This window comes from Clostridium sp. MB05, assembly GCF_046581255.1.
Lineage (GTDB): Bacteria > Bacillota > Clostridia > Clostridiales > Clostridiaceae > Clostridium.
This window is the reverse complement of record NZ_CP174370.1, coordinates 3,399,799-3,424,918: the sequence shown is the minus strand read 5'-3', so window position 1 is coordinate 3,424,918 and position 25,120 is coordinate 3,399,799. Positions and strand designations below refer to the sequence as shown.

At 27.1% G+C, this 25,120-nt stretch carries 25 protein-coding genes, 1 tRNA gene and 1 riboswitch; of the genes, 17 read left to right on the top strand and 9 right to left on the bottom strand.

The genetic code is table 11. The annotated features are described in order from the left end of the window. Positions 1-44: 44 nt before the first annotated feature. Complete coding sequence (locus ACH36K_RS16050; protein WP_411168606.1) at positions 45-446, bottom strand: bacteriohemerythrin; 402 nt, start codon at positions 444-446, stop codon at positions 45-47. A 434-nt stretch (positions 447-880) separates the two neighbouring features. Here ACH36K_RS16050 and ACH36K_RS16045 point away from each other — a divergent pair, with 434 nt between their 5' ends. From ACH36K_RS16045 to ACH36K_RS16035, 3 genes are all read left to right on the top strand, one after another. Next, positions 881-1,924 carry an aldose epimerase family protein gene (locus tag ACH36K_RS16045; RefSeq protein ID WP_411168605.1) on the top strand — a complete coding sequence of 348 codons (1,044 nt, stop codon included), beginning with the start codon at positions 881-883 and terminating at the stop codon, positions 1,922-1,924. 139 nt (positions 1,925-2,063) lie between these two features. Continuing rightward, entirely contained in the window at positions 2,064-2,846 is a 783-nt protein-coding gene (locus ACH36K_RS16040; RefSeq protein ID WP_411168604.1) for a potassium channel family protein, read from the top strand. 23 nt (positions 2,847-2,869) lie between these two features. After that, complete coding sequence (locus tag ACH36K_RS16035; protein ID WP_411168603.1) at positions 2,870-4,000, top strand: glycosyl hydrolase; 1,131 nt, start codon at positions 2,870-2,872, stop codon at positions 3,998-4,000. Between the two features lie 54 nt (positions 4,001-4,054). On the opposite strand, the gene treR is transcribed toward ACH36K_RS16035, so the two are convergent. Continuing rightward, positions 4,055-4,768 (bottom strand): trehalose operon repressor, encoded by a 714-nt coding sequence (gene treR, locus ACH36K_RS16030; protein ID WP_411168602.1) that lies wholly within the window; start codon positions 4,766-4,768, stop codon positions 4,055-4,057. 166 nt (positions 4,769-4,934) lie between these two features. Here treR and treP point away from each other — a divergent pair, with 166 nt between their 5' ends. The 11 genes from treP (at position 4,935) to ACH36K_RS15975 (ending at position 16,670) form a co-directional block, all read left to right on the top strand. Continuing rightward, positions 4,935-6,371: a PTS system trehalose-specific EIIBC component gene (gene treP / locus ACH36K_RS16025; protein ID WP_411168601.1), complete on the top strand. Its 1,437-nt coding sequence runs from the start codon at positions 4,935-4,937 to the stop codon at positions 6,369-6,371. A gap of 55 nt (positions 6,372-6,426) precedes the next feature. Beyond that, positions 6,427-8,085, top strand: coding sequence for an alpha,alpha-phosphotrehalase (gene treC / locus ACH36K_RS16020; protein WP_411168600.1), 1,659 nt, complete (start codon positions 6,427-6,429; stop codon positions 8,083-8,085). A 210-nt stretch (positions 8,086-8,295) separates the two neighbouring features. Next, a tRNA-Leu gene (locus tag ACH36K_RS16015) sits at positions 8,296-8,381 on the top strand. 146 nt (positions 8,382-8,527) lie between these two features. Continuing rightward, positions 8,528-9,424 carry a helix-turn-helix transcriptional regulator gene (locus ACH36K_RS16010; protein WP_411168599.1) on the top strand — a complete coding sequence of 299 codons (897 nt, stop codon included), beginning with the start codon at positions 8,528-8,530 and terminating at the stop codon, positions 9,422-9,424. Between the two features lie 66 nt (positions 9,425-9,490). Continuing rightward, on the top strand, positions 9,491-10,150 hold the full coding sequence (locus ACH36K_RS16005) for a GyrI-like domain-containing protein (protein ID WP_411168598.1): 660 nt from the start codon (positions 9,491-9,493) through the stop codon (positions 10,148-10,150). Continuing rightward, positions 10,150-10,911, top strand: a complete 762-nt coding sequence (locus ACH36K_RS16000) for a GNAT family N-acetyltransferase (RefSeq protein WP_411168597.1) — start codon at positions 10,150-10,152, stop codon at positions 10,909-10,911. Before ACH36K_RS16005 ends, ACH36K_RS16000 begins: the two co-directional genes overlap by 1 nt. 18 nt (positions 10,912-10,929) lie before the next feature. Further along, positions 10,930-11,814, top strand: a complete 885-nt coding sequence (locus ACH36K_RS15995; RefSeq protein ID WP_411168596.1) for an SPL family radical SAM protein — start codon at positions 10,930-10,932, stop codon at positions 11,812-11,814. Positions 11,815-11,968: 154 nt separating this feature from the next. Beyond that, positions 11,969-12,601, top strand: coding sequence for a pyrophosphatase PpaX (gene ppaX, locus ACH36K_RS15990; RefSeq protein ID WP_411168595.1), 633 nt, complete (start codon positions 11,969-11,971; stop codon positions 12,599-12,601). Positions 12,602-12,621: 20 nt separating this feature from the next. Then, complete coding sequence (locus tag ACH36K_RS15985; protein WP_411168594.1) at positions 12,622-13,581, top strand: D-2-hydroxyacid dehydrogenase; 960 nt, start codon at positions 12,622-12,624, stop codon at positions 13,579-13,581. A 270-nt stretch (positions 13,582-13,851) separates the two neighbouring features. Next, a riboswitch (glycine riboswitch) is annotated at positions 13,852-13,952 on the top strand. 79 nt (positions 13,953-14,031) lie between these two features. Further along, positions 14,032-15,414 carry an alanine/glycine:cation symporter family protein gene (locus ACH36K_RS15980; protein ID WP_411168593.1) on the top strand — a complete coding sequence of 461 codons (1,383 nt, stop codon included), beginning with the start codon at positions 14,032-14,034 and terminating at the stop codon, positions 15,412-15,414. A 290-nt stretch (positions 15,415-15,704) separates the two neighbouring features. Continuing rightward, on the top strand, positions 15,705-16,670 hold the full coding sequence (locus ACH36K_RS15975; protein ID WP_411168592.1) for a glycoside hydrolase family 73 protein: 966 nt from the start codon (positions 15,705-15,707) through the stop codon (positions 16,668-16,670). 19 nt (positions 16,671-16,689) lie between these two features. Here ACH36K_RS15975 and ACH36K_RS15970 read toward each other — a convergent pair whose 3' ends face one another. After that, on the bottom strand, positions 16,690-16,959 hold the full coding sequence (locus ACH36K_RS15970) for an acylphosphatase (RefSeq protein ID WP_411168591.1): 270 nt from the start codon (positions 16,957-16,959) through the stop codon (positions 16,690-16,692). 129 nt (positions 16,960-17,088) lie between these two features. On the opposite strand from ACH36K_RS15970, the gene ndk reads away from it, so the two are divergent. After that, a complete protein-coding gene (ndk, locus tag ACH36K_RS15965; RefSeq protein ID WP_411168590.1) occupies positions 17,089-17,490 on the top strand; it encodes a nucleoside-diphosphate kinase in 402 nt (133 codons plus the stop codon). Positions 17,491-17,718: 228 nt separating this feature from the next. Here ndk and ACH36K_RS15960 read toward each other — a convergent pair whose 3' ends face one another. The 5 genes from ACH36K_RS15960 to ACH36K_RS15940 are packed head-to-tail and all read right to left on the bottom strand — an operon-like array spanning position 17,719 to position 22,038. Further along, a complete protein-coding gene (locus tag ACH36K_RS15960) occupies positions 17,719-18,786 on the bottom strand; it encodes an ABC transporter substrate-binding protein (protein WP_411168589.1) in 1,068 nt (355 codons plus the stop codon). Then, positions 18,773-19,585 (bottom strand): ABC transporter permease, encoded by an 813-nt coding sequence (locus ACH36K_RS15955; RefSeq protein ID WP_411168588.1) that lies wholly within the window; start codon positions 19,583-19,585, stop codon positions 18,773-18,775. The genes ACH36K_RS15960 and ACH36K_RS15955 overlap by 14 nt, the downstream gene beginning before the upstream one ends. Further along, positions 19,579-20,433, bottom strand: coding sequence for an ABC transporter permease (locus tag ACH36K_RS15950; RefSeq protein WP_411168587.1), 855 nt, complete (start codon positions 20,431-20,433; stop codon positions 19,579-19,581). Before ACH36K_RS15950 ends, ACH36K_RS15955 begins: the two co-directional genes overlap by 7 nt. After that, positions 20,426-21,475 (bottom strand): spermidine/putrescine ABC transporter ATP-binding protein, encoded by a 1,050-nt coding sequence (gene potA, locus ACH36K_RS15945; protein ID WP_411168586.1) that lies wholly within the window; start codon positions 21,473-21,475, stop codon positions 20,426-20,428. The genes ACH36K_RS15950 and potA overlap by 8 nt, the downstream gene beginning before the upstream one ends. Before the next feature lie 23 nt (positions 21,476-21,498). Continuing rightward, positions 21,499-22,038, bottom strand: a complete 540-nt coding sequence (locus tag ACH36K_RS15940) for a helix-turn-helix domain-containing protein (RefSeq protein WP_411168585.1) — start codon at positions 22,036-22,038, stop codon at positions 21,499-21,501. Between the two features lie 430 nt (positions 22,039-22,468). On the opposite strand from ACH36K_RS15940, the gene ACH36K_RS15935 reads away from it, so the two are divergent. Both ACH36K_RS15935 and pflA read left to right on the top strand, forming a co-directional pair. Beyond that, positions 22,469-23,551, top strand: coding sequence for a GNAT family N-acetyltransferase (locus tag ACH36K_RS15935; RefSeq protein ID WP_411168584.1), 1,083 nt, complete (start codon positions 22,469-22,471; stop codon positions 23,549-23,551). 88 nt (positions 23,552-23,639) lie between these two features. Beyond that, positions 23,640-24,353, top strand: coding sequence for a pyruvate formate-lyase-activating protein (gene pflA, locus ACH36K_RS15930; RefSeq protein WP_411168583.1), 714 nt, complete (start codon positions 23,640-23,642; stop codon positions 24,351-24,353). A gap of 95 nt (positions 24,354-24,448) precedes the next feature. Here the strand turns inward: pflA and ACH36K_RS15925 are convergent, their stop codons facing one another. Then, positions 24,449-25,078, bottom strand: a complete 630-nt coding sequence (locus ACH36K_RS15925) for an exonuclease domain-containing protein (protein ID WP_411168582.1) — start codon at positions 25,076-25,078, stop codon at positions 24,449-24,451. Between the last annotated feature and the right edge of the window lie 42 nt (positions 25,079-25,120).

Below are 25,120 nucleotides of genomic sequence, written 5' to 3'. Positions count from 1 at the left end.
AAGACCAATAATCTACAATTAGATTATTGGTCTTCTAAATTTCATTAAAGCTTTAGATATTTATGTATATTCTTATCTGTTTCTAATATGTGAAATTTTATCCAATTAGAAACAATATCTAAAAGATCATTAATAGACTTTTTTTGATCTGTATCTATAGAATATAAATCAAATCCGTTAATCTGTTCTATAAATGCATCATGAGCAAATTTGTGAGATAGAAACTTAGAGTATCCATTTTTTTTCATAAATTCTTCTTCTGTCTTAAAATGATAAATTGTATAATTTTTTAACTCTTCAAGTATAGTAATGATTTTATCATACTTATCATCATCTTTATTTTTTAATAATAGTTCATAGCAATTATCAAGGATATTAAATAATTCTTTATGTTGCTCATCAATAATTTCTATGTTTACAGAGTATTTATCAGACCAAGATCCCATTTTATAGCTCCCCCTTCTACAATAATGAAATATAAAACTATTATAACTTTGGTACAGGGAATAAACAATAATAAACTAGAAAATAGTGGAATAATTAATCTTTAATTCACTATAAGAATAACAAAAATTTAATTATTTAATATACATAATATTGAAATAGTCATTAATAAGAAGATATAGATTTTGTGTATAAATTGTGTCAAAGGAAGAAATGGTAAATCTAAAGTAAAAAATAAGAAAAAATTAGTAAAAATTTAATTGATTACATTGACTATTGAGTTTTATGAGTATATATTATGAATATAAGTAATAAAATGGTTTAAATACATAAAGACTTTTATCAGGTTTAATTTATATATTAAACCTTGATAGTAACAAATTTAATACATTTTGATAATATATTTAAAATAAATATAAGTTTTAGGAGTGAAACTATGGAGATTTTAAGGGTGCTAGTTGGTAGATTTAGCGACAAAGATGTAATAAGCTACAATTTAAGAAATTCAAGTGGTTTTGGAATAAATGTTTTAAATTACGGTGGAATAGTAACAGATATATTAGTACCAGATAAAGATGAAAAAATTGAAAATGTAGTTATGAAATATAAAGATATTAATTTATACGAAGAGAACCCATCATATTATGGAGCCTTAATAGGAAGAACTTCAGGTAGAATAGCTGAAGGTCATATTGATTTAAATGGTAAGGTTTTAATGTTTAATAAAAATTATGGAGTAAACCAAGGTCATGGAGGAAAAGAAGGATTTAATAAAAAATTTTTAGACTCTAGAATTAACGAGGATGATAAAGAAGCTTATGTTGAATTTTCCTATTTAAGTCCTTCAGGGGAAGAAGGTTATCCGGGTAATTTAAATGTTATAGTAAGATATACAATTACAGAAAACAATGAGTTGAAAATATCTTATAAGGCAATAAGCGATGAAGATACATTAGTTAATTTAACTAATCATAGCTATTTTAATTTAAGTGGAAATTGTAAGGAAGATATTTTAAGCCATTATTTATATATAGATAGTGATTTTTTAATTGAACTTAATGAAAATCAAGTTCCAACTGGAGAACTTATCAATATAGAAGGCACTCCATTGGATTTTACAAGTCCTAAAACAATAGGTAGAGATATAGAAGAGGAAGATTATCAACTTAAAATAGGACAAGGATATGATCACCCATGGATATTAAATGGTGGAGATGATGTAAAACTTAGACTATATCATAAAGGATCAGGAAGAATTATGGATGTTTATACAAATCAAAATAGTGTTGTATTATATTCTCTTAATTTTCCAGATAATGAGTCTTTAGAATGTGGAAAAAGGGTAGGAAAAAGAGATGCTTTAGCTATAGAAACTCAAAGTCCACCTATTGGAAAAGATAATATTTTTGCGAAGTATTCAATATTAAAAAAAGGTGAGGAATACAATAAAGAAACAGTTTATAAGTTTTCAGTAATATGAAAATATTTTAGATAATAGAAGGAGATGTAACGAAATAATTTTTGATACATCTCCTTTTAAGTTATATTTTTAATAAATATCATTTTTTCTAAAGTTACTATATAAAATATAAGTAGATAACTATAGGAGAGGTTTTTATATGCATAAAAGATTATTTTATGATGTTTTTATTGGCTTACTATCACTAATGTCTGCAATAATGATAATATTAGAGCTTATGTATAAACTACCTACTATTGTGATAGAAACCTTTTATTATATAAACTTAGTTGTTTGTTGTATATTTTTTATTGATTATATAGTAAGATTAACATTAACTAAAAGGAAAATTATATTTGTTATTAATAACATTGTAGATTTAATATCTATAATTCCTATTATAGGAATAGGAAAATTAATTTATATATTAAATTTAGATGAAGGAATAGACTTAAAAATATTATTTAAAATAATTAAAGTGATTATTCTTATAATATTAATAGTAAAATTTAAAAATAGAATAAGGGAATCAGTAAGATTAAATAAGTTTAACTATATGTTAATTTTGACTACTATTATAATTGTATTAGGAGCTGTATTTATTGCATTACTAGAAGACATTAGTTTTGGAGATGCTATATGGTGGAGTTTCGTTACATTTACTACAGTTGGATATGGTGATGTTTTGCTTACTACAAATTTAGGAAGAATAGTAGCTATTTTATTAATGATTTTTGGAATAGGATTTATAGGTGTAACAACTAGTACAATTGCAGCCTATATAATAAATAATGATGGAAAAAAGAAAAGAAAAAAAGATTTTAAGGATGAAACAATAGATTTCATTAAATATAAAATAGATAATTTAGATTCACTATCTGATTCAGAATTAGATAAAATTTATGAAACCTTAAAAATATTGAAATCAAACAAGAAAAATTAAAGGGAAAGGAAAGAAGAAACTATATGAAAAAGAAGTATAAAATAGGAATTATAATATTAGCATTTTTAATTCTTATTTTTTATTTAAGCTACATATATTTATTTAAATATATAAAGAAAATAGAAATAGACTCTGTTATATCTAATGAAGAAATAACTGATGAAGAGGAAATATTAAATGACTTTATAAATGAAAAGCTAATGAATGATTTAAGTGGTATATATACTAATTATGTTAATATTTCAACAGAAGGAGATTTAACGAAAGGGCATGATATTTTATCAGAATCTCAAGGAATGATTTTAAATTATTATTTATATAGAAATGAAAAAGATAACTTTGATAGATCCTTCAATTATTTAAAAGAAAATATGATTTTAGATAATGGATTAGTTAGTTGGAGAATAGAAAATGGAAAAAGTTCAGAAGTATCTGCTACTATAGATGATTTAAGAATATCTGAATCTTTAATAGTTGCAGCAGAAGAATTTGACAAATTAAAGTATAGATATTATGGATTAAAAATATCAAATGGAATATATAAAAACTTAACACAAGAAAATAGGTTAATAGATTTTCATGATGGATATGGTAAAAGTAATGTAACAACTTTATGCTATTTAGATCTGTCTGCAATTAAAACTTTATCTCTTTTAGACAATAAGTGGAATGATGTTTATAGTAAATCAATGGAAGTTATAAATAATGGATTTATAAGTAGTGAATTGCCTTTATATAGAAAGTATTATGATGGTAATATTAGTGAATATGACAATGAAGAGAATATAGATACTTTGCTGTCTGTTTTAGTTATTTTGAATAAAGCTGAAGCAAAGGAAGATGTAAATGAAAGTATAAAATGGATAAAGGATAGGCTTAAAACCTTTGGATATATATCTACTTCTTATAACATTAATAAAATAGATGAAAGCAAAATTGAATCAACATCAATTTATGCTAATATAGCTCAAATTGCAAAAGTTATAAATGATGATGAGCTATATACAATGGCTATAAATAAAATGAAGAGTTTTCAAGTGAAAAATGAAAATAGTAATATATATGGATCATTCGGAAATGAAAAAACAGAAGAAGTTTATTCTTATGATAATTTAAATGCCTTACTAGCTTTTAGAAGAAAATTTAATAAATAAGTTTAATTAAGAAAAAAATGTACCAAAATCATTATTTGATTCTGGTACATTTTTTTATAATCTTTTAGCATATGTAGAAAATGTAAATTTATCAGGTCTATGTCTAGATTCTGTGTATTCAAATAAAGATCCGTCTTCTAAATAAACGTAATTTTTTATTATTGCAACTAAATTATAGTTCTTTAAATTTAAAAATGTACTATCTAATTTAGAAAAAGGTTCTATAGAAACTATTTTTTGAGCACCTGCAATTTTCAATGAAAGTATATTTTCTATGTAATAATAAATTGAATTACTTGCAATATCTTCGTTTAAATCCGTAACTATGTCTTTTAAAAAATAGTTAATATCTAATATAGTTTCTTCACCATCTATTTCTCTAGATCTAACTATGTAAAATACCTTGGAACCTAGCGAAAAACCGGTCTTTTTCGAAAGTTTTTCATCAACTATTAATTCCTGAAAGTTATGTACAGTGGTTGAATAACTTATATTATTTGTTATAGAAGCCTCTTTAAAGCTTTGTAATCCACCAACTAAAAATTTAAGTTGTTTTTTTTCTAAAATAAAAACGCCCTTTCCATGAACACTTGCAACTAGACCTTCGAAAGACAATTGATTTATTGCACGTCTAACTGTATTTCTACTTACATTAAATAATGTCGTTAATTCATTTTCAGATGGAAGTTTTTCACCAGCCTTAAATTCATCATTTAAAATTTTATTTTTTAAATATTCATATATTTCCGTGTACTTCACTTGTTTCATATAGCTTAAAATCTCCTTTAGAGCATATTATATAATATATTATAGCATCATAAATTAAAAATAAAATACAAAAAGGAAATAATCTTGTTTAAACAAGTGTTGACATACTTGTTTAAACAAGATATAATGTAATCGTAATCAAAATAAATTGTAAGGAGAGTGTGCTATGGGAAAGTTTAAACAAGAAGCATTAGACTTGTTAGAACTTATTGGAGGGAAGAATAACATTGCAAGTGCAAGTCATTGTGTAACTAGATTAAGATTTGTATTAAAAGATGAAAAGGTTGCAAAGGAAAAGGCAAAGGAAATCGAAAAATTACCATCAGTTAAAGGTACATTTATAAATGCAGGTCAATTCCAAGTAATAATAGGAAATGGTGTACAAGCTTTTTATGATGATTTAATTGAAGTATCAGGATTAAAAGTGCAATCAAAAGAAGAAGTTAAAAAAGCAGCTCAAAATAATATGTCATTGATTCAAAGAGTTATAGCAGGTCTAGCTGAAATATTCATTCCAATTTTGCCAGCTATAATCACAGGTGGTTTAATTTTAGGATTTAGAAATGTAATTGGTGATTTAGCTATTTTTGGAGATGGAACTCAAACTCTTACACAATTACACCCGATATTAGCAGAAATCCATAGTTTTTTATGGATTTTAGGAGAAGCTATATTCCATTTCTTACCTGTAGCAGTAACTTGGTCAACAGTTAAAAAGTTTGGCGGGTCAGAGATATTGGGAATTGTATTAGGTATTACTTTAGTATCACCTCAACTTTTAAATGCTTATGGATATGCAGAAGCAGTACAAAATGGAACAGTTCCTTTTTGGAATTTTGGATGGTTCACTATAGATAAGGTTGGATATCAAGCACAGGTAATACCGGCAATTTTATCAGGTATAGTTTTATCTAAGATTGAACTTACATTACGTAAATATATACCAGATGTATTAAAGCTTATAGTAATACCATTTGTAACACTTTTAATTACAGTTTTATTATCATATATACTAATTGGACCAATTTCAAGAGAACTTGGTAATTATATAGCAATTATATTTAATTATTTATTAACAGGACCATTTAAAATAGTAGGTGCAATAATATTTGGATTAACTTATGCACCATTAGTTATAACAGGTTTACATCATACATTTATAGCAGTAGATCTACAATTGATTGCTAATGGTGGAACAATGATTTGGCCACTTATAGCCTTAAGCAATATAGCTCAAGGAGCATCAGCTGTGGCAATGTTAATTATATATAAGAAGAATGCAAGGATTAAATCAATTGCAGCATCAGCAGGAATATCTGCATGGCTTGGAGTTACAGAGCCAGCTATGTTTGGAATTAACCTTAAATATAAGTATCCATTTGTAGCAGCATTAATTGGTTCAGCTTTAGCAGCTGTTGTATCTATAATGTCAGGAGTATTAGCTAACTCAATAGGAGTTGGAGGATTACCAGGATTCCTAGCAATTCAACCTCAATATTGGGTACCATTTATAATAGCAATGGGTGTAGCAGTAGTAGTTCCTATAATACTAACTTTTATATTTAATAAAAAATTTGGAACAGATATTGAAAATTTAGAATAATTAATTGTGGTTGTAGTAATATTGCTACAACCATAGTTGTTAAGAGGTGGAGTAAATGAAAGAGCAAAATTGGTGGAAATCTTCAGTAGTATATCAAATTTATCCTAAAAGCTTTAAGGATAGTAATGGAGATGGAATTGGAGATATAGTTGGAATAATAGAAGAATTAGATTACTTAAAGGATTTAGGGGTGGAGGTACTATGGCTTACACCTATATATGTGTCACCTCAAAATGACAATGGCTATGATATAGCAGATTATTATAATATAGATAAGATGTTTGGAACACTTGAAGATTTTAAAAGATTATTAGAAGAAACTCATAAAAGAGGAATGAAGTTAATTTTAGATATGGTAGTAAACCATACTTCAACAGAGCATATTTGGTTTAAGGAAGCTCTTAAGGGAAAAGATAATCCATATCATGATTTTTATATATGGAGAGAAAAGCCAAATAATTGGAACTCTAAATTTGGAGGATCAGCATGGCAATATGTAGAAAGTTTAAATGAATATTACCTTCATCTCTTTGACATAACTCAAGCTGATTTAAATTGGGAAAATCCAAAGCTTAGAGAAGAAATATTCAAAATGATGAGATACTGGCTTAATATTGGAGTAGATGGATTTAGATTAGACGTTATAAATCTAATATCAAAGGATACAAGATTCTTAGATGATGATTTTACATCAGCTACTAGAGATGGTAGAAGATTTTATACAGATGGTCCTAAAATTCATGAGTATCTAAAATTAATGAACAAAGAAGTTTTTTCAAAATATGATAAGATAATGACAGTTGGAGAAATGTCTTCAACAACTATAGATAACTGTATAAAATATACTAATCCTAATAATGAAGAATTAAGTATGACATTTAATTTTCATCATTTAAAAGTAGACTATCCTAATGGAGAGAAGTGGAAATTAGAACCATTTGATTTCAATAAATTAAAGGAGATTTTCTTCAAATGGCAAGTTGAAATGGAAGAAGGAAATGGTTGGAATGCTTTGTTTTGGTGTAACCATGATCAACCTAGAATAGTATCTAGATTTGGAAATGATAGCATATATAGAGAGAAATCAGCAAAGATGCTTGCTACAGCAATACATTTAATGAGAGGAACTCCATATATATATCAAGGTGAAGAAATAGGTATGACAAATCCAAACTTTAATAATATTGAAGATTATAGAGATATAGAATCATTGAACGCATATAAGATATTATTAAATGAGGGAATTGATGAAGAAGAGGTTTTAAATATATTAAAAAATAGATCAAGAGATAATTCAAGAACACCAATGCAATGGAATGGTGAGGGAAACTCTGGCTTTACTACAGGCTTACCTTGGATAAATATTTCAAAGAACTATAAAGATATAAATGTAGAGTTAGAAAAAGATAAATCCAATTCTATATTAAATTACTATAAGAAATTAATAATATTAAGAAAGAATAATGAAATAATTTGTGAAGGAAGTTTAATACCAGTTTTAGAAGAACATCCAAAAATATTAGCTTATATTAGAGAGTACAAAGGTAAAAGAATATTAGTAGCATGTAATTTTTATGGAGAAAAAACTATGGCTTCTCTGAAGGAGTTAATTAATGTAGATACTAGTATTATTTTAAATAATTCAGATGAAAATAAAATTGAAGAAGAAAATATATTTTTAGGACCATATGGAAGTATAGTAATTTCATTTTAATAATAAAAATTGCTTGTGATAAAATATATTTGTAATAATTTATTAATAAAAACCATGTATAGAAAGAAGCTTAGGATCTAGTTATGCATGGTTTTTAGAGTTATATAGTACTTTTGTTCATTTTACAATAGGTTTATTTATATAATACTTTTAATAAATATTGAAAAGTTATAGTATATAAATTAAAATAGAATTATAAAAACATATTATGCAGATGTGGCGGAATGGCAGACGCATCATCTTGAGGGGGTGACGAGGGAATCCTCGTGCGGGTTCAAGTCCCGCCATCTGCACCAAATAAAAAATAGTATATAGATAATAATTAAATTATTATCTATATACTATTTTTTATTTTATAAATTATTTATTAATAATATTGAAATATTATTTGATAAGTTTACTATTTAATCCTTATTTTGATAAACTAAAATAGGGTGATAATATGAAGATTAATAGGTTATTTGAAATAATCTATATTTTATTAGATAAAGAGAATACTACAGCAAAAGAGCTTGCAGAACATTTTGAAGTATCTCAAAGAACTATTTATAGAGATATAGAAGATTTATCTCAGGCTGGAATTCCTATTTATATGAGCAAAGGTAAGGGAGGAGGAATAAGTCTTTTATCAAATTTTGTGCTAAATAAAGCTATATTATCAGAAGAAGAAAAGAGAGAAATACTAGCAGCTATGCAGGGGCTTAGTGCTATTAATGAAAATGAATTTAATGGGGCATTATCCAAACTAAGTTCATTTTTGGGTGGAAATAATGAAAATTGGATTGAAGTTGATTTTTCAAATTGGGATAAAAATAATGATTTAGGAGAAAAGTTTACAACTATAAAGAGTGCAATAATAAATAAAAAATTATTGAGTTTTAAATACTTTGGTGCAAATGGAGAATCATTGAATCGTATTGTTGAACCATTAAAATTAGTATTTAAAGGGCAAGGATGGTATTTATATGGATATTGTAGAAAAAGGAATGACAATAGGTTTTTTAAACTGACAAGAATAAATAATTTAAATACTCTTTCAGAAAATTTTATAAGAGTTATACCAAATAAGGTTTTAATAGAAGAGGATAAAGAGTATGACGATGCATTAATAAATTTGAAATTAAAGATAAATAAAAAGATAGCATTTAGAGTGTACGATGAATTTCCAAACTACTCTTTAGATGAAAATGGTGATTTTATAGTTAATTTGAAACTTTCTAAAGGAGAATTATTATTTGGATATATCATGTCTTTTGGAGAAAATATAGAAGTAATTGAACCAGTATATATAAGAGAAGAATTAAAAAAACGATTAAAATGTGCATTAAGTAAATATTAATATGACAGTATGTTGTCATATTAATTATTGTAATATTTATCTATAAATATTAATAAGGAGAGAATTATGGATAAGTTAGATTATAAAAAGGAATTTAAAGAGTTATATATACCTAAGACAAACCCAATGGAAATTGCTGTACCATCAATGACATTTATAATGGTAGATGGAAAGGGAAATCCAAATGATGAAGATGGAGAATATAAAAAGGCTGTTGAACTATTATATGCTTTATCTTATACAATTAAGATGAGTAAGAAGATTAAAAATGAATTAGAAGGCTATTTTGATTATGTTATACCACCTCTTGAAGGATTATGGTGGCTAAAAGAAGATGGAGATATGAATTTTACTAAAAAAGAAAAATTTTTTTGGACTTCTATGATACGTCAGCCTGACTTCGTTACAAAAGAGATATTTGAATTTGCTTGTAATGAAGTTAAAAAGAAAAAGCCTTATATTGATGTATCTAAGGCAAGGTTAGAAATATTTAAAGAAGGATTATGTGTACAATGTATGCATATAGGACAATTTGAAAATGAATATATAACTACTAAAAAAATTGAAAAATATGTTGAGGAAAATAACTTGATTATAGATATTAATGGATTTAATGAAGATGGAAAAATTAGAAGGCATCATGAAATATATCTATCAGATCCAAGAAAAATAGATAAAGAAAGGATGAAAACAGTACTTAGACATCCTGTCAGGAGGAATCTATAGTGGATATAATTACATTAAACCATAGTAATATTGATGACGAACATATATGTTGTTCATTATCTGATAAAAAAGGTGAGTGTGGAGTTTATTTAAAAAAGAAATGGTTAAAAGATAGATTTGAAGATGGATTAATATTTAGTAAGTTAAATGTAAGAGGTAAGGTCTTTATTGAATATATTCCTATTGAAAATGCATGGGTACCTATTGAAGGTAATAATTATATGTTTATAAATTGTTTTTGGATATCAGGAAAATTTAAAGGAAATGGATATGCTAATAAATTATTAAATGAGTGTATTGAAAATGCAAAGAAAAGTGGGAAATATGGTATTATAGCTCTTTCGTCAAAAAAGAAGATGCCATTTTTATCAGACCCAGAATATTTAAAATATAAAGGCTTTGAAGTATGTGATAGTGCAAGCCCATATTATGAATTGTTATATTTTCCTTTTTCTAAAAAATATGATATGCCTAAATTTAAAGAATGTGCAAAGAAAGGAAAAACTAATGAAAAGGGATTTGTTTTATATTATTCTAATCAATGCCCTCATACAGATAAATATGCTAATCTGATAAAGAAAATTTCGGAAGAAAGTGGAGTTGAGTTAAAGTTAATTAAGTTTGAGACTAGGGAGCAAGCACAAAATGCACCTTGTCCTTTTACAACGTACAGTTTATTTTATGATGGAGATTTTATAACTAACGAAATTTTATCTGAAAGTAAGATTAATAAACTCTTTAAAGAAAAAGGTCTAGTTTAGGGATTAGGAGAGTTGAGTATGGATTATATACCTGCAAAAAGCATAATTTCAGAATATAGAGAAAATAATAACTGGTTTGGATCTAACTATAATATGAATATATATAAAGGCTGTAGTCATGGTTGCATTTACTGTGACAGTAGAAGTGAATGTTATGGTATTGATAACTTCGACATTGTTAGAATAAAAGAAAATGCACTTGATACTATACGAAAAGAATTAAAATCAAAAAGAAAAAAAGGAGTAGTTGCAACTGGGGCAATGAGCGATCCATATAATCCATTTAAAAACAAATTTCTTTTAACACGCAATGCCTTAGAAATTATAAATGACAATGGATTTGGAGTAGCTATTGCAACAAAGAGTGATTTAATTACAAGAGATATTGATATTTTAAAAAGAATTAAAGCACATTCATCTGTACTTTGTAAAATTACAATTACAACAGCTGATGATGAGTTGTGTAAGAAAATTGAACCTAATGTTGAAGTTACTTCTAAGAGGTTTGAAGCAATAAAAAAATTATCTGATGAAGGAATTTATACGGGAATATTATTAATGCCTATTCTACCATTTATTAATGATACAGAAGAAAACATAATTAATATTGTGAGGCTAGCAAAAGAAAATGGAGCAAAATTTATTTACCCTGCTTTTGGAGTTACACTAAGATCAAATCAAAGAAATTATTTTTTTGATAGGCTAGATGAATCTTTTCCAAACATTAAAGAAAAGTATATAAAAAACTTTGGGAATGAATATATGTGTGCAAGTTTAAAAGCTAAGAAGTTGTATAAAATTTTTGTAAATGAGTGTAATAAGTTAGGATTACTTTATAAAATGAGTGATATAATCTATAGTTATAAAAAGGAATATAATAATGAGCAGTTAAGTTTATTTTAAATTAGTTGCAAATATATTTAATATTTTTATTGATACCTTAATTAATTTTAGGTATCTTTTTATTTTTAAATAAACAACATAAAGCTAATTTTTTGTACAAGCATATTTTATATGTTATTATAATTATAAATAATCATAATATTAGGAGGATAAGATGATAAAAGCAGTATTATTTGATTTAGATGGAACATTAATAGATACAAATGAGCTTATTTATGATTCTTTTTATAAAACTTTTAAAAATAAGTTAGGAATAGAATTAAAGAGAGAAGAAATTGTAGACTTCTTTGGAAGACCTCTAGGAGATCCTTTTAAAAAACATGCTAAAGAAGAAGATGTAGCAGATTTAGTTGCTTATTATAGAGAATACAATGAAAGTATTCACGACAATATGTGTTTTGCTTTTGAAGGAGTTAAAGAGCTTTTAACTAATCTTAAAGAAAAGGGAATTAAAATAGGAATAGTAACATCAAAAAGAGCTGAGCTTGCAATAAGAGGTATGAAGATAGCTGGAATATATGATTTTATAGATATTATTATAACTCCAGAATCAACAGAGCTTCATAAGCCTAATCCAGATCCAGCACTTAAAGCATGTAGTGATTTAGGAATTGAACCTAAAGAAGCGATTATGGTTGGAGATAGTCACTATGATATATTCTGTGGTAAATCTGCAGGATGTAAGACTTGCGGAGTTAATTATACATTTATAGGGATAGAAAAGTTAAAGAAATCAGAACCAGATTATTTTATAGATAGACCAGAAGATATTTTAAACTTAATATAACTATAAATTAGGAGGATAAAATGAAGAATATAGTAATTTTAGATGGAAAGACTTTAGGGAATTTAGATTTTACTAAGCTAGAGGATTTTGGAGAAGTAACTTATTATGATACTACAAAGCCTGAAGAAGTAGTAGAAAGAATAAAAGATGCTAATATAATTTTAACTAATAAAGTAGTTTTAAATGAAAATAATCTAAAAGAAGCTAAAAATTTAGAACTTATCTGTGAAACAGCTACAGGTTTTAATAATATAGACATTGTATATGCTAAAGAAAATAAAATAGCAGTTACTAATGTAGCAGGATATTCAACTAATACAGTTGCTCAACATACTTTTGCAACAGTTTTATCCTTATATGATAAAATTTCATACTATGATAGTTATGTTAAATCAGGGAAGTATTCAAAATCAGGTTTATTTACTGATTTAACTAAACCTTTTTATGAATTAGAAGGAAAGACTTGGGGAATTATAGGTTTTGGAGCTATAGGAAAAAGAGTAGCTAAAATAGGAGAAGCTTTTGGTGTGAATATTGTATATTACTCAACATCAGGAAAAAATTCAAATTCAGATTATAAGAGAGTTACCTTTGAAGAATTGTTAGAAGCATCAGATATAATTTCTATTCATGCACCATTAAATAAAGATACTCAAGGATTAATAAATTATGATGCTCTTAGCAAAATGAAAAAATCAGCTCTTTTAGTTAATATGGGTAGAGGTCCTATAGTAGTTGAAGAAGATTTAGCAAAGGCTATAGATGAAGAATTAATTGCAGGGGCTGCCTTAGATGTATTTGAAGTAGAACCAATAAAAGAAGATAATCCGTTAGCTTCTCTAAAGAACAAAGATAATCTAATATTAACACCTCATATTGCTTGGGCCAGTGTTGAAGCAAGAAATAGATTATTTGAAGAAATTATAAAAAATATCAAAGCTTTTTATAATGGAGAAATAAGAGGAAGAGTAGAGATTTAAATATAGAAACATTATAAGAAAGTATATATTCATTTAAGGTTAATTTAAAGATTTAATTATAATGCGTAAGTCACTCAAATATGAGATGATTTACGCATTATTTTAATTTCTATGAAAGTATAAAAGTTTAAATTTTTAAATAGGTTGAGATTTTTTAAAAAATTATATATAATGTCTTTATAACTTAATAACGTTCGGTTGAAGGTAGCGGGAGAGTGATTTTTTTAATCCACCGAAGAAGTAAATCTTTCAGGTATTAGGACCGTTACTGGACGAACCTCTGGAGAGACTCAGATGAGCACCGAAGGAGCAAGGTAATTTAATTAATTTAAGTTACTGAAACTCTCAGGTAAAAGGACAGGGGATAAGATAGGGCTATAAATATATTTATTATAGCTTGTTTACCTATCTATTCTCCTCCGTAAATTTTAATTTAAGGGGGATTTTTTTATGTTAAATCAAATTCAATCAATTTTAAGTGGGCTAAATAATATTATATGGGGTCCACCACTACTTATACTTTTAGTTGGAACAGGGATATATTTAACCTTTAAACTAAAATTATTACAAATATTTAAACTTCCTTTAGCTTTAAAGTATATTTTTTCAAAGGATGAAGAAGGAGACGATGAAGCTAGAGGAGATGTTTCAAGTTTTGGAGCACTTTGTACTGCATTATCAGCAACTATAGGAACAGGAAATATAGTTGGAGTTGCAACTGCTATTAAAGCTGGAGGACCAGGAGCATTATTTTGGATGTGGATAGCAGCTTTTTTTGGAATGGCAACAAAATATGCAGAAGGCGTATTAGCTATAAAATATAGAGAAGTAGATGCAAATGGACAGATGTCTGGAGGACCTATGTATTATATTAAAAATGGTTTAGGTCTAAACTGGTTAGCTAAACTATTTGCTATATTTGGAGTAGGAGTTGCCTTACTTGGTATAGGTACATTTGGACAAGTTAAGTCTATTGCAGATGCTGCACAAATAGGATTTAATATTCCTTTAATTGTTACAGCAGTAGTAGTAACCATACTAGTTGCATTAGTCACATTAGGTGGAATAAAAAGAATTTCTAGTGTTTCAGAAAAGATAGTGCCATTTATGGCTGTATTATATATATTAGGTGTTATGTTAGTTTTAGTATTTAATTATAACAAAATACCAGAATCAATTAGTTTAATAATTAGAAGTGCATTTAATCCTGAAGCAGCTTTAGGTGGAGCTGCTGGAATAACTATTTCAATTGCAATGCAAAGGGGAATAGGTAGAGGGGTATTTTCTAATGAAGCAGGTCTTGGAAGTGCACCTATAGCAGCAGCTGCTGCTAGAACTAAATCACCTGTTAGACAAGGGTTAATCTCTATGACTGGAACATTTATTGATACAATTATTATATGCACAATGACAGGACTTGTAATAGTTATTACAGGAAGTTTCAATGGAAACTTAGAAGGTGCAGCATTAACAACTGCTGCATTTGAAAATGGTTTGCCAATAGCTACATTAGGAAAGTATATAGTAAATATAGGATTAATATTTTTTGCCTTTACAACTATATTAGGATGGAATTACTATGGTGAAAGATGTATAGAATATTTATTTGGAGTAAAAGGTATAAAGCCTTATAAAATTATTTTTATAATTTTAGTTGCAGTAGGTCCATTTTTACCTCTAGAAATGATATTTATTATAGCAGATATAGTTAATGGTCTTATGGCTATACCAAACTTAATTGGATTAATAGGATTAAGAAATGTGATAGTAGATGAAACAGAAAAGTTTTTTATAAATAATAAAGTGGTTAATTGTGTTAAATTTGAAAATTAAATAGCTTCATTAAAGTTAGGAGTTTTAAATTAAGTTTTAAGACTCCTAATTTAGTTCTTAAATATTCATTAATTATTCATTAAGTTTTCATATAAATATTTAAGTGATGTAAATTTAAAGTATAATATATATGTTCTAATTAATAATCTACATTATCTATATTTAAATTAAAATAAATAGTTAAAGGTGAAAATACAAGTTTAATAGCAAATTAGAATCATATATATATAATAAAATACTTCTAAATAAATAAACAATATTATAAATTAGTTGATTTTGGAGGTGATAAATTGAAGTGTAGAGGAACTTATAATGGGGTTAATGGATACAGAAAAAAAAAGAGTAAAGGTAAAATAATAAGATTTTTTTTAAAATCAATATTTTTTATAATATGTATATTTAGCATATTTTCTATAGTATTCACATTTACAAATAAAAACGGCAAAAATATTTCATTATCTCATGAAGTAGTGTTAAGTTACATAAATGTTGCTGATGAATTAAGCAAAGAAGGATATCAATTAAATTGGCAGGAGATAGCGGCAATAAATGGAGCTGTTAATGAAGGCGAATTTAATATTAATAATAAAGATCAATTAAATAGTATAGGCAAGGCTTTTTTAAAAAAGAACTCTTCTAATGATAGTATTGGGTTAAGAAATTTTGACTCAGCAATTAAGGAGCTAAAATTAAATGAGAAAAAAGAAAAATTAGCCAAAGATTATTTAATAGAATTAAAGAAAAACTATCTTCATAGCGAATTAGATAAAGAAAAAATACAGTTTATAGAAAAGGTATCAGATGGTGCATATAAGAATTATAAAAACTATGGAATATTGCCATCAATAACTATTGGTCAAGCTATATTAGAATCAGGGTGGGGAGAGTCAGAGTTATCTTCAAGACATAATAATATTTTTGGAATAAAAGCTGATGCAAGTTGGAATGAAGAAAAGGTTAATATGAAAACTAAAGAAAATCATAACGATGTTATTGTAGGGGATTTTAGAGCTTATAACAACATAAGCTCATCGATAGAGGATCATGGAAAATTCTTATGGGAAAATGAAAGATATGCTAAAAATGGGCTTTTTGAAGCAAAAAATTACAGAGAACAGGCGCAGGTACTAGAAGATGCAGGATATAGTACTGCAAAGGATGAAAATGGAAATTTAATTTATGGAGATAAATTAATTAGAGTAATTCAAGAAAATAACTTAATGATATATGATACAAAGGTACAGAGAGGAGAATAGAGCATCTAGATTAAATGCTCTATTTTATTTTAAATTTATGTTCATTTAAAACTAAATCAATTTCTTTTTTAGAGATTGAATCTACTCTTATAAAAAAGTTTCCTTTATTTATTATACTAATAAATTTATTAACTATATTTTTATCTCCTTGCACCTCAATTTCAACCATACCATTATCCATGTTACGAACCCAACCAGTTAAACTAAGAGAAGACGCATTCATTTGACAAAAGTATCTAAAGCCAACTCCCTGAACCCTACCTTCAACAATAATATAGTATCTAGTCACATTATCACTCCTTAAAAACTAATTATAAAAATTATATCATAAATGTCAGATTATTTTGAATATAATTATGTAAGCTTACTAAAAAAATGGTATAATTTGAATGAGAATTATATATGGGAGGGCATTTATATGGAAAGATCACTAGTACTAATAAAACCAGATGCTGTAGAGAAAAATATAATAGGGGAAATAATAAGTAAATATGAGGAGAATGGGCTTAAAGTAGTTGCATTGAAAATGGAAAGGATATCAAAGGATTTTGCCTGCATGCATTATGAAGAGCATATTGGTAAAGAGTTTTTTGAATCTTTAATAAAATTTATAACTAGAGGACCATTATGTGAATTAATTTTAGAAGGAGAGAATGCAATACAGAAGATTAGAGAAATTAATGGGAGTACTAATCCTGAAAAAGCAGCAGAAGGAACTATAAGAAGACTATATGCAGCAAGTAGTATGGAAAACTGTGTTCATGCTTCTGATAGTATTGAAAGTGCTAAGAGAGAAATAAAGTTATGGTTTGGAAATTAAAATATTAAATAAAAAAGTCGTTAAGGCGAGCTTGTCGAGCCGTCGACTTTTTTATCGCATGTGCATTTCTGAAGCTTGCCTGAGGAAAATCTTGCACGCGAACCATATTAATATTTTTACTCTTTAGTAGATAACTTTAATAACTAAATATCTTACAATACTTATCAACAATAAATATAAAAATATAATTTCATAAAGAGTAAAAAGGGGTTACATAAAGTACCCCTTTTAGTCTATTTTTACTTTTAACCATGCATCATCATAAAGCTTAATTTTATTTCCTAAATCTTTAAATATTTCACACTTATCAAGGACTTCTTCAGGAGGATAAACTGTTTCATCTTCTTGAGTTTCTTCGTCTAATAGTTCATAGGCAGCCTTATTAGGAGTAGCATATCCTATATACTCAACATTTTCCTTTGCATTTTCAGGATCAGATAGAAAGTTTATAAATTCCTCAGCTTCAGATTTATGTGGAGCTCCTTTTGGAATAACCATAACATCAAACCATTTATTGGAACCTTCTTTTGGCACTACATATTGTAAATTTAAGTCTGGAGCTTCTTCTTGAATAAATATAGCATCACCAGAGTAAACTGTAGCAAAAGTAGCTTCGCCATTTATCATTTTATCTTTAACTTCGTCCATAACATAAGATTGAACTAAAGGTTTTTGTTTTATTAATTCTTTTACAGCGTCATCAAGCTCATTTTTATCTACTGAATTTAATGAATAACCAAGTCTGGCTAATGAAATAGCAAGTGTATCTCTTATGGAGTCAAACATAAATATTTCACCTGTATATTTAGGATTCCATAAAATATCCCAACTATCTACTGGTTCATCAACCTTATCAGCATCATATATTATTCCTATTGTACCCCACATATAAGGAACTGAATATTCGTTATTAGGATCATAAGGAAGATTTTTAAAGTCATCACCTATATTTTTAAAGTTTGGAATATTATTAAAATCAACTTTTTCTAACATATCTTCACTTATCATTTTTTCAACTATATAATCAGAAGGAAAAATTAAGTCATAGGTGCCAGGACTATTTTTTATTTTTTGATACATAATTTCATTTGATTCATAGGTATCGTATATTACATCAATTCCAGTTTCTTCTTCAAACTTAGCTATTAAATCTTCATTTATATAGTCACCATAATTAAATACATTAAGAGTTCTTTTGTTCTTTGAACTATTTTCTTCATTACTGCAGCCTACAAAAGAAGTAGAAATTAAAAATAATGAAGATAAAATAGCAATTGACTTCTTAAGCTTTTTCAATTTTATCACCTCTAGATGTAAATTCTTTTCTATTAGCAATTAATAGAAGAGTTAATACAGTTACAAACATTAAAGTTGAAAGGGCATTAATTTCAGGTTTGATACCTCTTCTTGCCATAGAATATATCTCAATTGAAAGATTTGTAACTCCTGGACCAGCTGTGAAGAAACTAATAACAAAATCATCAATAGACATTGTAAAAGCCATTAACATACCAGCGAAAATTCCAGGTTTAATTTGAGGTAATATTATTTTCCTTAATGTATAAGATGGAGTTGCACCTAAATCTAGTGCAGCTTCTTCAATATTTTCAGGTAGCTGTCTAAGCTTAGGTAATACAGCTAATATAACATAGGGAATGTTAAATGTAATATGAGCAAGTAGCATAGTAGTAAATCCAAAATCTAATTTTGTAAGTGGTCTAATAAAAATGAATAAGCTCATTAAAGAAATACCAGTTACTATATCTGGATTTAATACAGGTAAATAATTTATATTTAATAAAAGAGCTTTCTTAGGGCCTCTCATTTTATTTATTCCAATTGCAGCAAGTGTACCAATTATTGTAGCTACTATAGATGAAATAATTGCAATAACAACTGTAAAGAATAAAGCTTGCATGATTCTTTCGTTATTAAAAAGCTCCCCATACCATTTTAATGTAAAGCCAGACCATTTTCCCATAGTCTTAGAATCATTGAAGGAGAATACTATTAAGGCAACTATTGGTGTATATAAAAATATAAATATAAGTAATAAATAAAACTTTTTTATAAAGTTTTCAAATTTTTTTACCATAATTGACCGCCTCCTTCTTTAGCATCTGAATTATCAAACTTGCTCATTATAGCCATAGAAATTAATATTATTATCATCATAAATATAGAGATAGATGAACCAAAGTTCCAATCTCCCATCATAGTAAATTGTTGCTCTATTAAGTTACCTAAAAGCATATATTGTCCACCACCAAGTAATCTTGAAATTACAAAGGTAGAAACAGCAGGCATAAATACCATTGTTATTCCTGAGACTACTCCTGGCATACTTAGTGGAAGAACTATTTTTCTAAAAACTTCTTTTCTATTAGCACCTAAATCAGCAGCAGCATTTAATAAGTCTTTATCCATTTTTGTTAGTACAGTATATATTGGAAGAACCATAAATGGTAGAAAGTTATATATCATACCAAGAATTACGGCACCATCATTATACAAGAATGTAAATGGACCTACCCCCAAATAACCAAGGATATTATTTATAAATCCATTTTTACCTAAGATAGGTAACCAAGCATAAGTTCTAAGTAAAAAGTTCATCCACATTGGAACTATGAACAGCATTATTAAAATACTAGCTCTAGAAGGCTTCATTTTAGATATAATATAAGCTACAGGGTATCCTAAAATTAAGCACCATAATGTAGATAGTAAAGCAAGCCACAAACTTCTTGTAAAAACTTTTATATATTGAGGTTGAAGTAGTCTTGTAAAGTTTTCTAAGGAAAATGCATAATTTCCATCAGGTGTAGTTATAGTAAAGCCGAAGAATAAAACTATTAATAATGGAATTACAATAAATAATGCACTCCAAACTATAAAAGGAGATGCAGCAAAATTTTCATTAGTTTTTTTTGCCTTACTCATTATTAGAAACCTTTCTCATAATATGAATATCTTCTGGGTAGATATCTAATCCTATAACTGAATTTACTTCGGCAAACTTAGTGTTATGAATTATCCATTTATTATTTCCTTCTTCAACTTCTATTTCATAGTGAACACCTTTGAAAATTATAGACTTTACAGTACCCTTTAACATTCCTTTATCAGAAGATACAATTTTTATGTCTTCTGGTCTTATAACTACATCTATTAATTCATTTTTTTCAAAACCTTTGTCGACACATTCGAATGTTTTACTACAGAATTCAACTTTAAAATCCTCTAGCATAGTACCCGTTAATATATTACTTTCACCAATAAAGTCAGCAACAAAGGCATTAGCAGGTTCATTATATATATCTTCAGGAGAACCCATTTGTTGTATTTTACCTTTATTCATAACTATTATAGTATCTGACATTGTTAATGCTTCTTCTTGGTCATGAGTTACAAATATGAATGTTATACCAAGCCTTTGTTGTATTCTTTTAAGTTCAATTTGCATTTCTTTTCTAAGTTTTAAATCTAAAGCACCAAGGGGTTCATCTAAAAGAAGAACTTTAGGTTCATTAACTAAGGCTCTTGCAATAGCCACTCTTTGTTGTTGACCACCACTTAAAGATTCTACACTTCTTTTTTCAAAGCCGTCTAGAGAAACTAGTTTAAGCATTTCTTTAACTTTTTTATCTATTTCATTTTTAGAAGTTTTTTTAATTTTTAATCCAAATGCAACATTTTCATATACATTCATATGAGGAAATAATGCATACTTTTGGAATACGGTGTTTACTTGCCTTTTATATGGAGGTAAAGTAGAGATATCAGTTCCATTAAATAAAACTTCACCTTTATCAGCATCTTCAAAGCCAGCAATAATTTTTAATGTTGTTGTTTTTCCACATCCACTTGGACCAAGTAATGTTAAAAATTCATTCTTTTTGATGTTTAATGTAAGGTTATCTAAAACGCAGTTATCCTCAAAAGATTTAGAAACACCCTTAATTTCAATTATATTTTGTTCCAAAATAAACACCTCTTTCTATAGATTTAAAATGATGGTGGAGTACTTATCCAAATTACTTTAGCTTGTGTTTTTCCTCCATTTGAAATATAGTGATTAGATCTAGGTTTAAAGTAGAAGCTTTCGCCTTTTTTTACTTTAAATTTCTTTTTACCTAAATGTAATATTATAGTTCCAGATAAAACAAAGCCAAACTCTTCACCTTCATGAGGTTCCTCTTCTACATATTGACCACCAGGTTCTAAAGTTATCATAATTGGCTCCATTTCATTTTTTTGAGCATTAGGTATAAGCCACATAAGCTTGTACTTTAAATCTTCATTTTCAGTTTCAAACATATCTTCATATGTATAAGTAACCTTTTCCTCACTAGCATCACTAAAAAATTCTGTAAGATTAGTTCCAAGAATTTCTAGAATATCTATTAAAGTTGCTATTGATGGAGAGGTTAAGTCGTTCTCAACTTGAGATATAAATCCTTTTGAGAGCTCACATCTATTAGCAAGTTCTTCTTGAGTTAATTGTTTTTCAATACGCAATCTTCGTATCTTTTCACCTATTTCCACAATTACACCTTCTACCTTTTTAAATTTTATAATACTAAACCTTAAGTTTAAAATTACTAAACAAACAATAGATATTATATATATTTATTGTGTATAAATCAATATTTTTTTATAAAAATTATATAGAAAATTTTAAATATTTTTTTCGCTCAAAGTATTGGTTCTATTTAAGTACAGTAGATTATAATAAATTTGAGTTTAATAAAACAACACTTGAAGTTTACTAATACTAAGTAAAGAATTTGATTGAAAATTAAAAGGTTTTTTATTTTAAATTTTATTTAGTAACATTTGGATATAAATTAATATTATTAATAAAATATTAATTTTAAATTACTTCATTATTGCATTAGAGGTAGATTACTTGATAAAAGAATAAATTTATGAGATAGTAGACTATATATTATCTGGAAGAATAAAGTAAATATCAATGGGTGATAAAATGAGTAAAAACTTTAATTTGTATAGAAGAAATGGTAAAAAGATTTATATAAGACAACCTAAGTTTCATGAGCTATCTTTTGTGGAAAATCTATGGGGTGATAAAGAAAATATGGTTGAGGCTGGAGGAACTTATTCATTTCCAAGAGAAAAGTGGGAGATGTTTTATAATAAAATGGTGCAGCCTTCGGATGGGAAAAATTTTTATTGTCTTATTTATACTTCAGATGATAAGACTATAGGAGAAGTTAGTTTTCATGGATATAATTCCGCAACTAAGGTGGCTAGAGTTAATGTAAAAATCCATCATAGTTATAGAAAAAATGGTTATGGTGAAGAGGCATTAAGGTTAATCTTAGAATATTATTTTTTAGATTTTGGTGGAGAAGCTATAATAGATACAGTAATAACAAATGAATCTAAGAAATTATTAAAGAAAATAGGATTCGATGAAATAAGTAGCTTTAAAAATAAATCAACATATAAGTTAACTAAAAAGAATTTTTTAAGTTTTAAGATAAGTAATAAGAAATCAGTAGCTGTTTTAGCATACGATAACATGGATATGTTAGAATACTCAATACCTTTTAATATCTTTAGTAAGGTAAATGAAATATTAAGGGAAGATTACTTTCAAATATACTCTATATCAGATAAGAAAAATATAAATATAAATAATATGTCTATAATTATTGATAAAAATTTTAATGAAGATATAGACAAGCCTAATATACTAGTGATACCAGGAGGAAATAAATTAGATAATCATATAAATGCTAACAATTTGAGTAGATATGTAGTATCAGCATATAATAATTGTGACTATATAACGACATTTTCTAATGGATTATATTTTTTAAGAGACTTTCAAGATATGGACGGAGTGTTAATACCAGAATCTAATTTGGAAATAAAGGGGACAGTCAAAGTAAATAGATCTTTTGTTGACAACGGAAAGCTAATGTTTGCTTCTAATATTATGGGAAGTATAGAGTTATGTGTAGATATTGTTAAAAAGCTTGCAGGAGAAGAAGTAAGTAAAGAATTGTGCAAAAAGATAGGGATCTTTTAATAATAGACAATTTATTATATACAAATTATAATGAATAAGACAAAATAAGTTTTATTGGCAATTGTCCAAAATAGAGGAGAAGATAAATATGCTAAAAGGTAAGATTCATTCAGTTGAAAGTATGGGGCTTGTTGACGGACCAGGGATAAGAGTAGTCGTGTTTTTTCAAGGGTGTGCATTAAGATGTCTTTATTGTCATAATCCAGATACATGGAATGAAAAGGGTGGAATAGAGTATACTGCTGAAGAATTGGTAAAAAAAATAAAAAGATTTAAAAGCTATTTTACAACTTCTGGTGGTGGAGTTACATTTTCAGGTGGAGATCCACTTAGACAACCAGAATTTTTATTAGAAGCACTTAAGTTATGTAAAGCAGAAGGAATACATACATGTTTAGACACTTCAGGTGTTGGTTTTGGAAATTATGAAGAAATATTAAAATACACGGATCTAGTATTATATGATGTGAAGCATTTATCTGAAGAAGGTTACAAAGATATGACTGGTTACAAAATAGATGAAACAAATAAATTTTTAGATGATTGCAGAAAAGCTAAAACTAAGCTTTGGATAAGACAGGTTGTTGTACCAGGGAAAACAGATAGTGATCAATATATGTTAGAGCTTAAAGACTTTGTTGATTCACTAGAAAATGTTGAAAAAGTAGAATTGTTACCGTATCACTTATTAGGTGTAAATAAATATGAATCATTAGGAATAAAATATAGATTAGAAGAAACTCCAGCAATGGATAAAGAAAAGTGCAAAATCTTAAAAGAAAAGTTTTTTAAGGAATTCTAATATTAATTTATTTAGTTTAGCTTAGCGAAAAACTCTCTATTTTTAAATAGAGAGTTTTTCGCTATATTTATATATAAATATTTATGTGCTAAATATTACTTTTTTATCAAGTTAGAAAAATATCCAGCTGGAATTAGCCCTTTCCTCATTCCTTGTATAACAGTTAAATAAGTTGCAGCTGTATCAAATCGTGCATCATGATAATTTCCACTACTTTCAAAAAGTTCATTTGATTTATTACTTATTTGTTCTTCATTGATTTGAAGAAAATCTATAACTTCTGAAAGTTTAGGATTTTTTATATTGCCAGATGGACTAGGTAGGTTACATAGTGATTTGTAGTATGCCATAGTGCAAAATGTATTTTTAGGCTCCCATGTAGCATCTATAAGTCCAGCTTCCCAAAGTTGTTGTAATTCATGTTTTAGAAATTTTATATCAAATTGAACATTATGTCCAATTATAAAATCTGCATCAAAAAAATCAGGCATAAATTCATGAACACAATCTAAGAATTCTTTACCTTCTGAAAGATCATATAATTTTTCAAGTGAAAATCCATGAATTGCTTCAGCACCTTCGTCCATACTATCAACAGTAAAGAAAAAATTCTTTCCAGTAGTTTTTTGTGGTTTTGTTGAAGCATCTATAACTATATAACTTAGTTGGCAAATATTACCTGGTTTTATACTTGTTGTTTCAGTATCAAAAAATAATAGTTTCATTTTATCCTCCAAAGATTAGTTTTACTTATTATATAATAACAC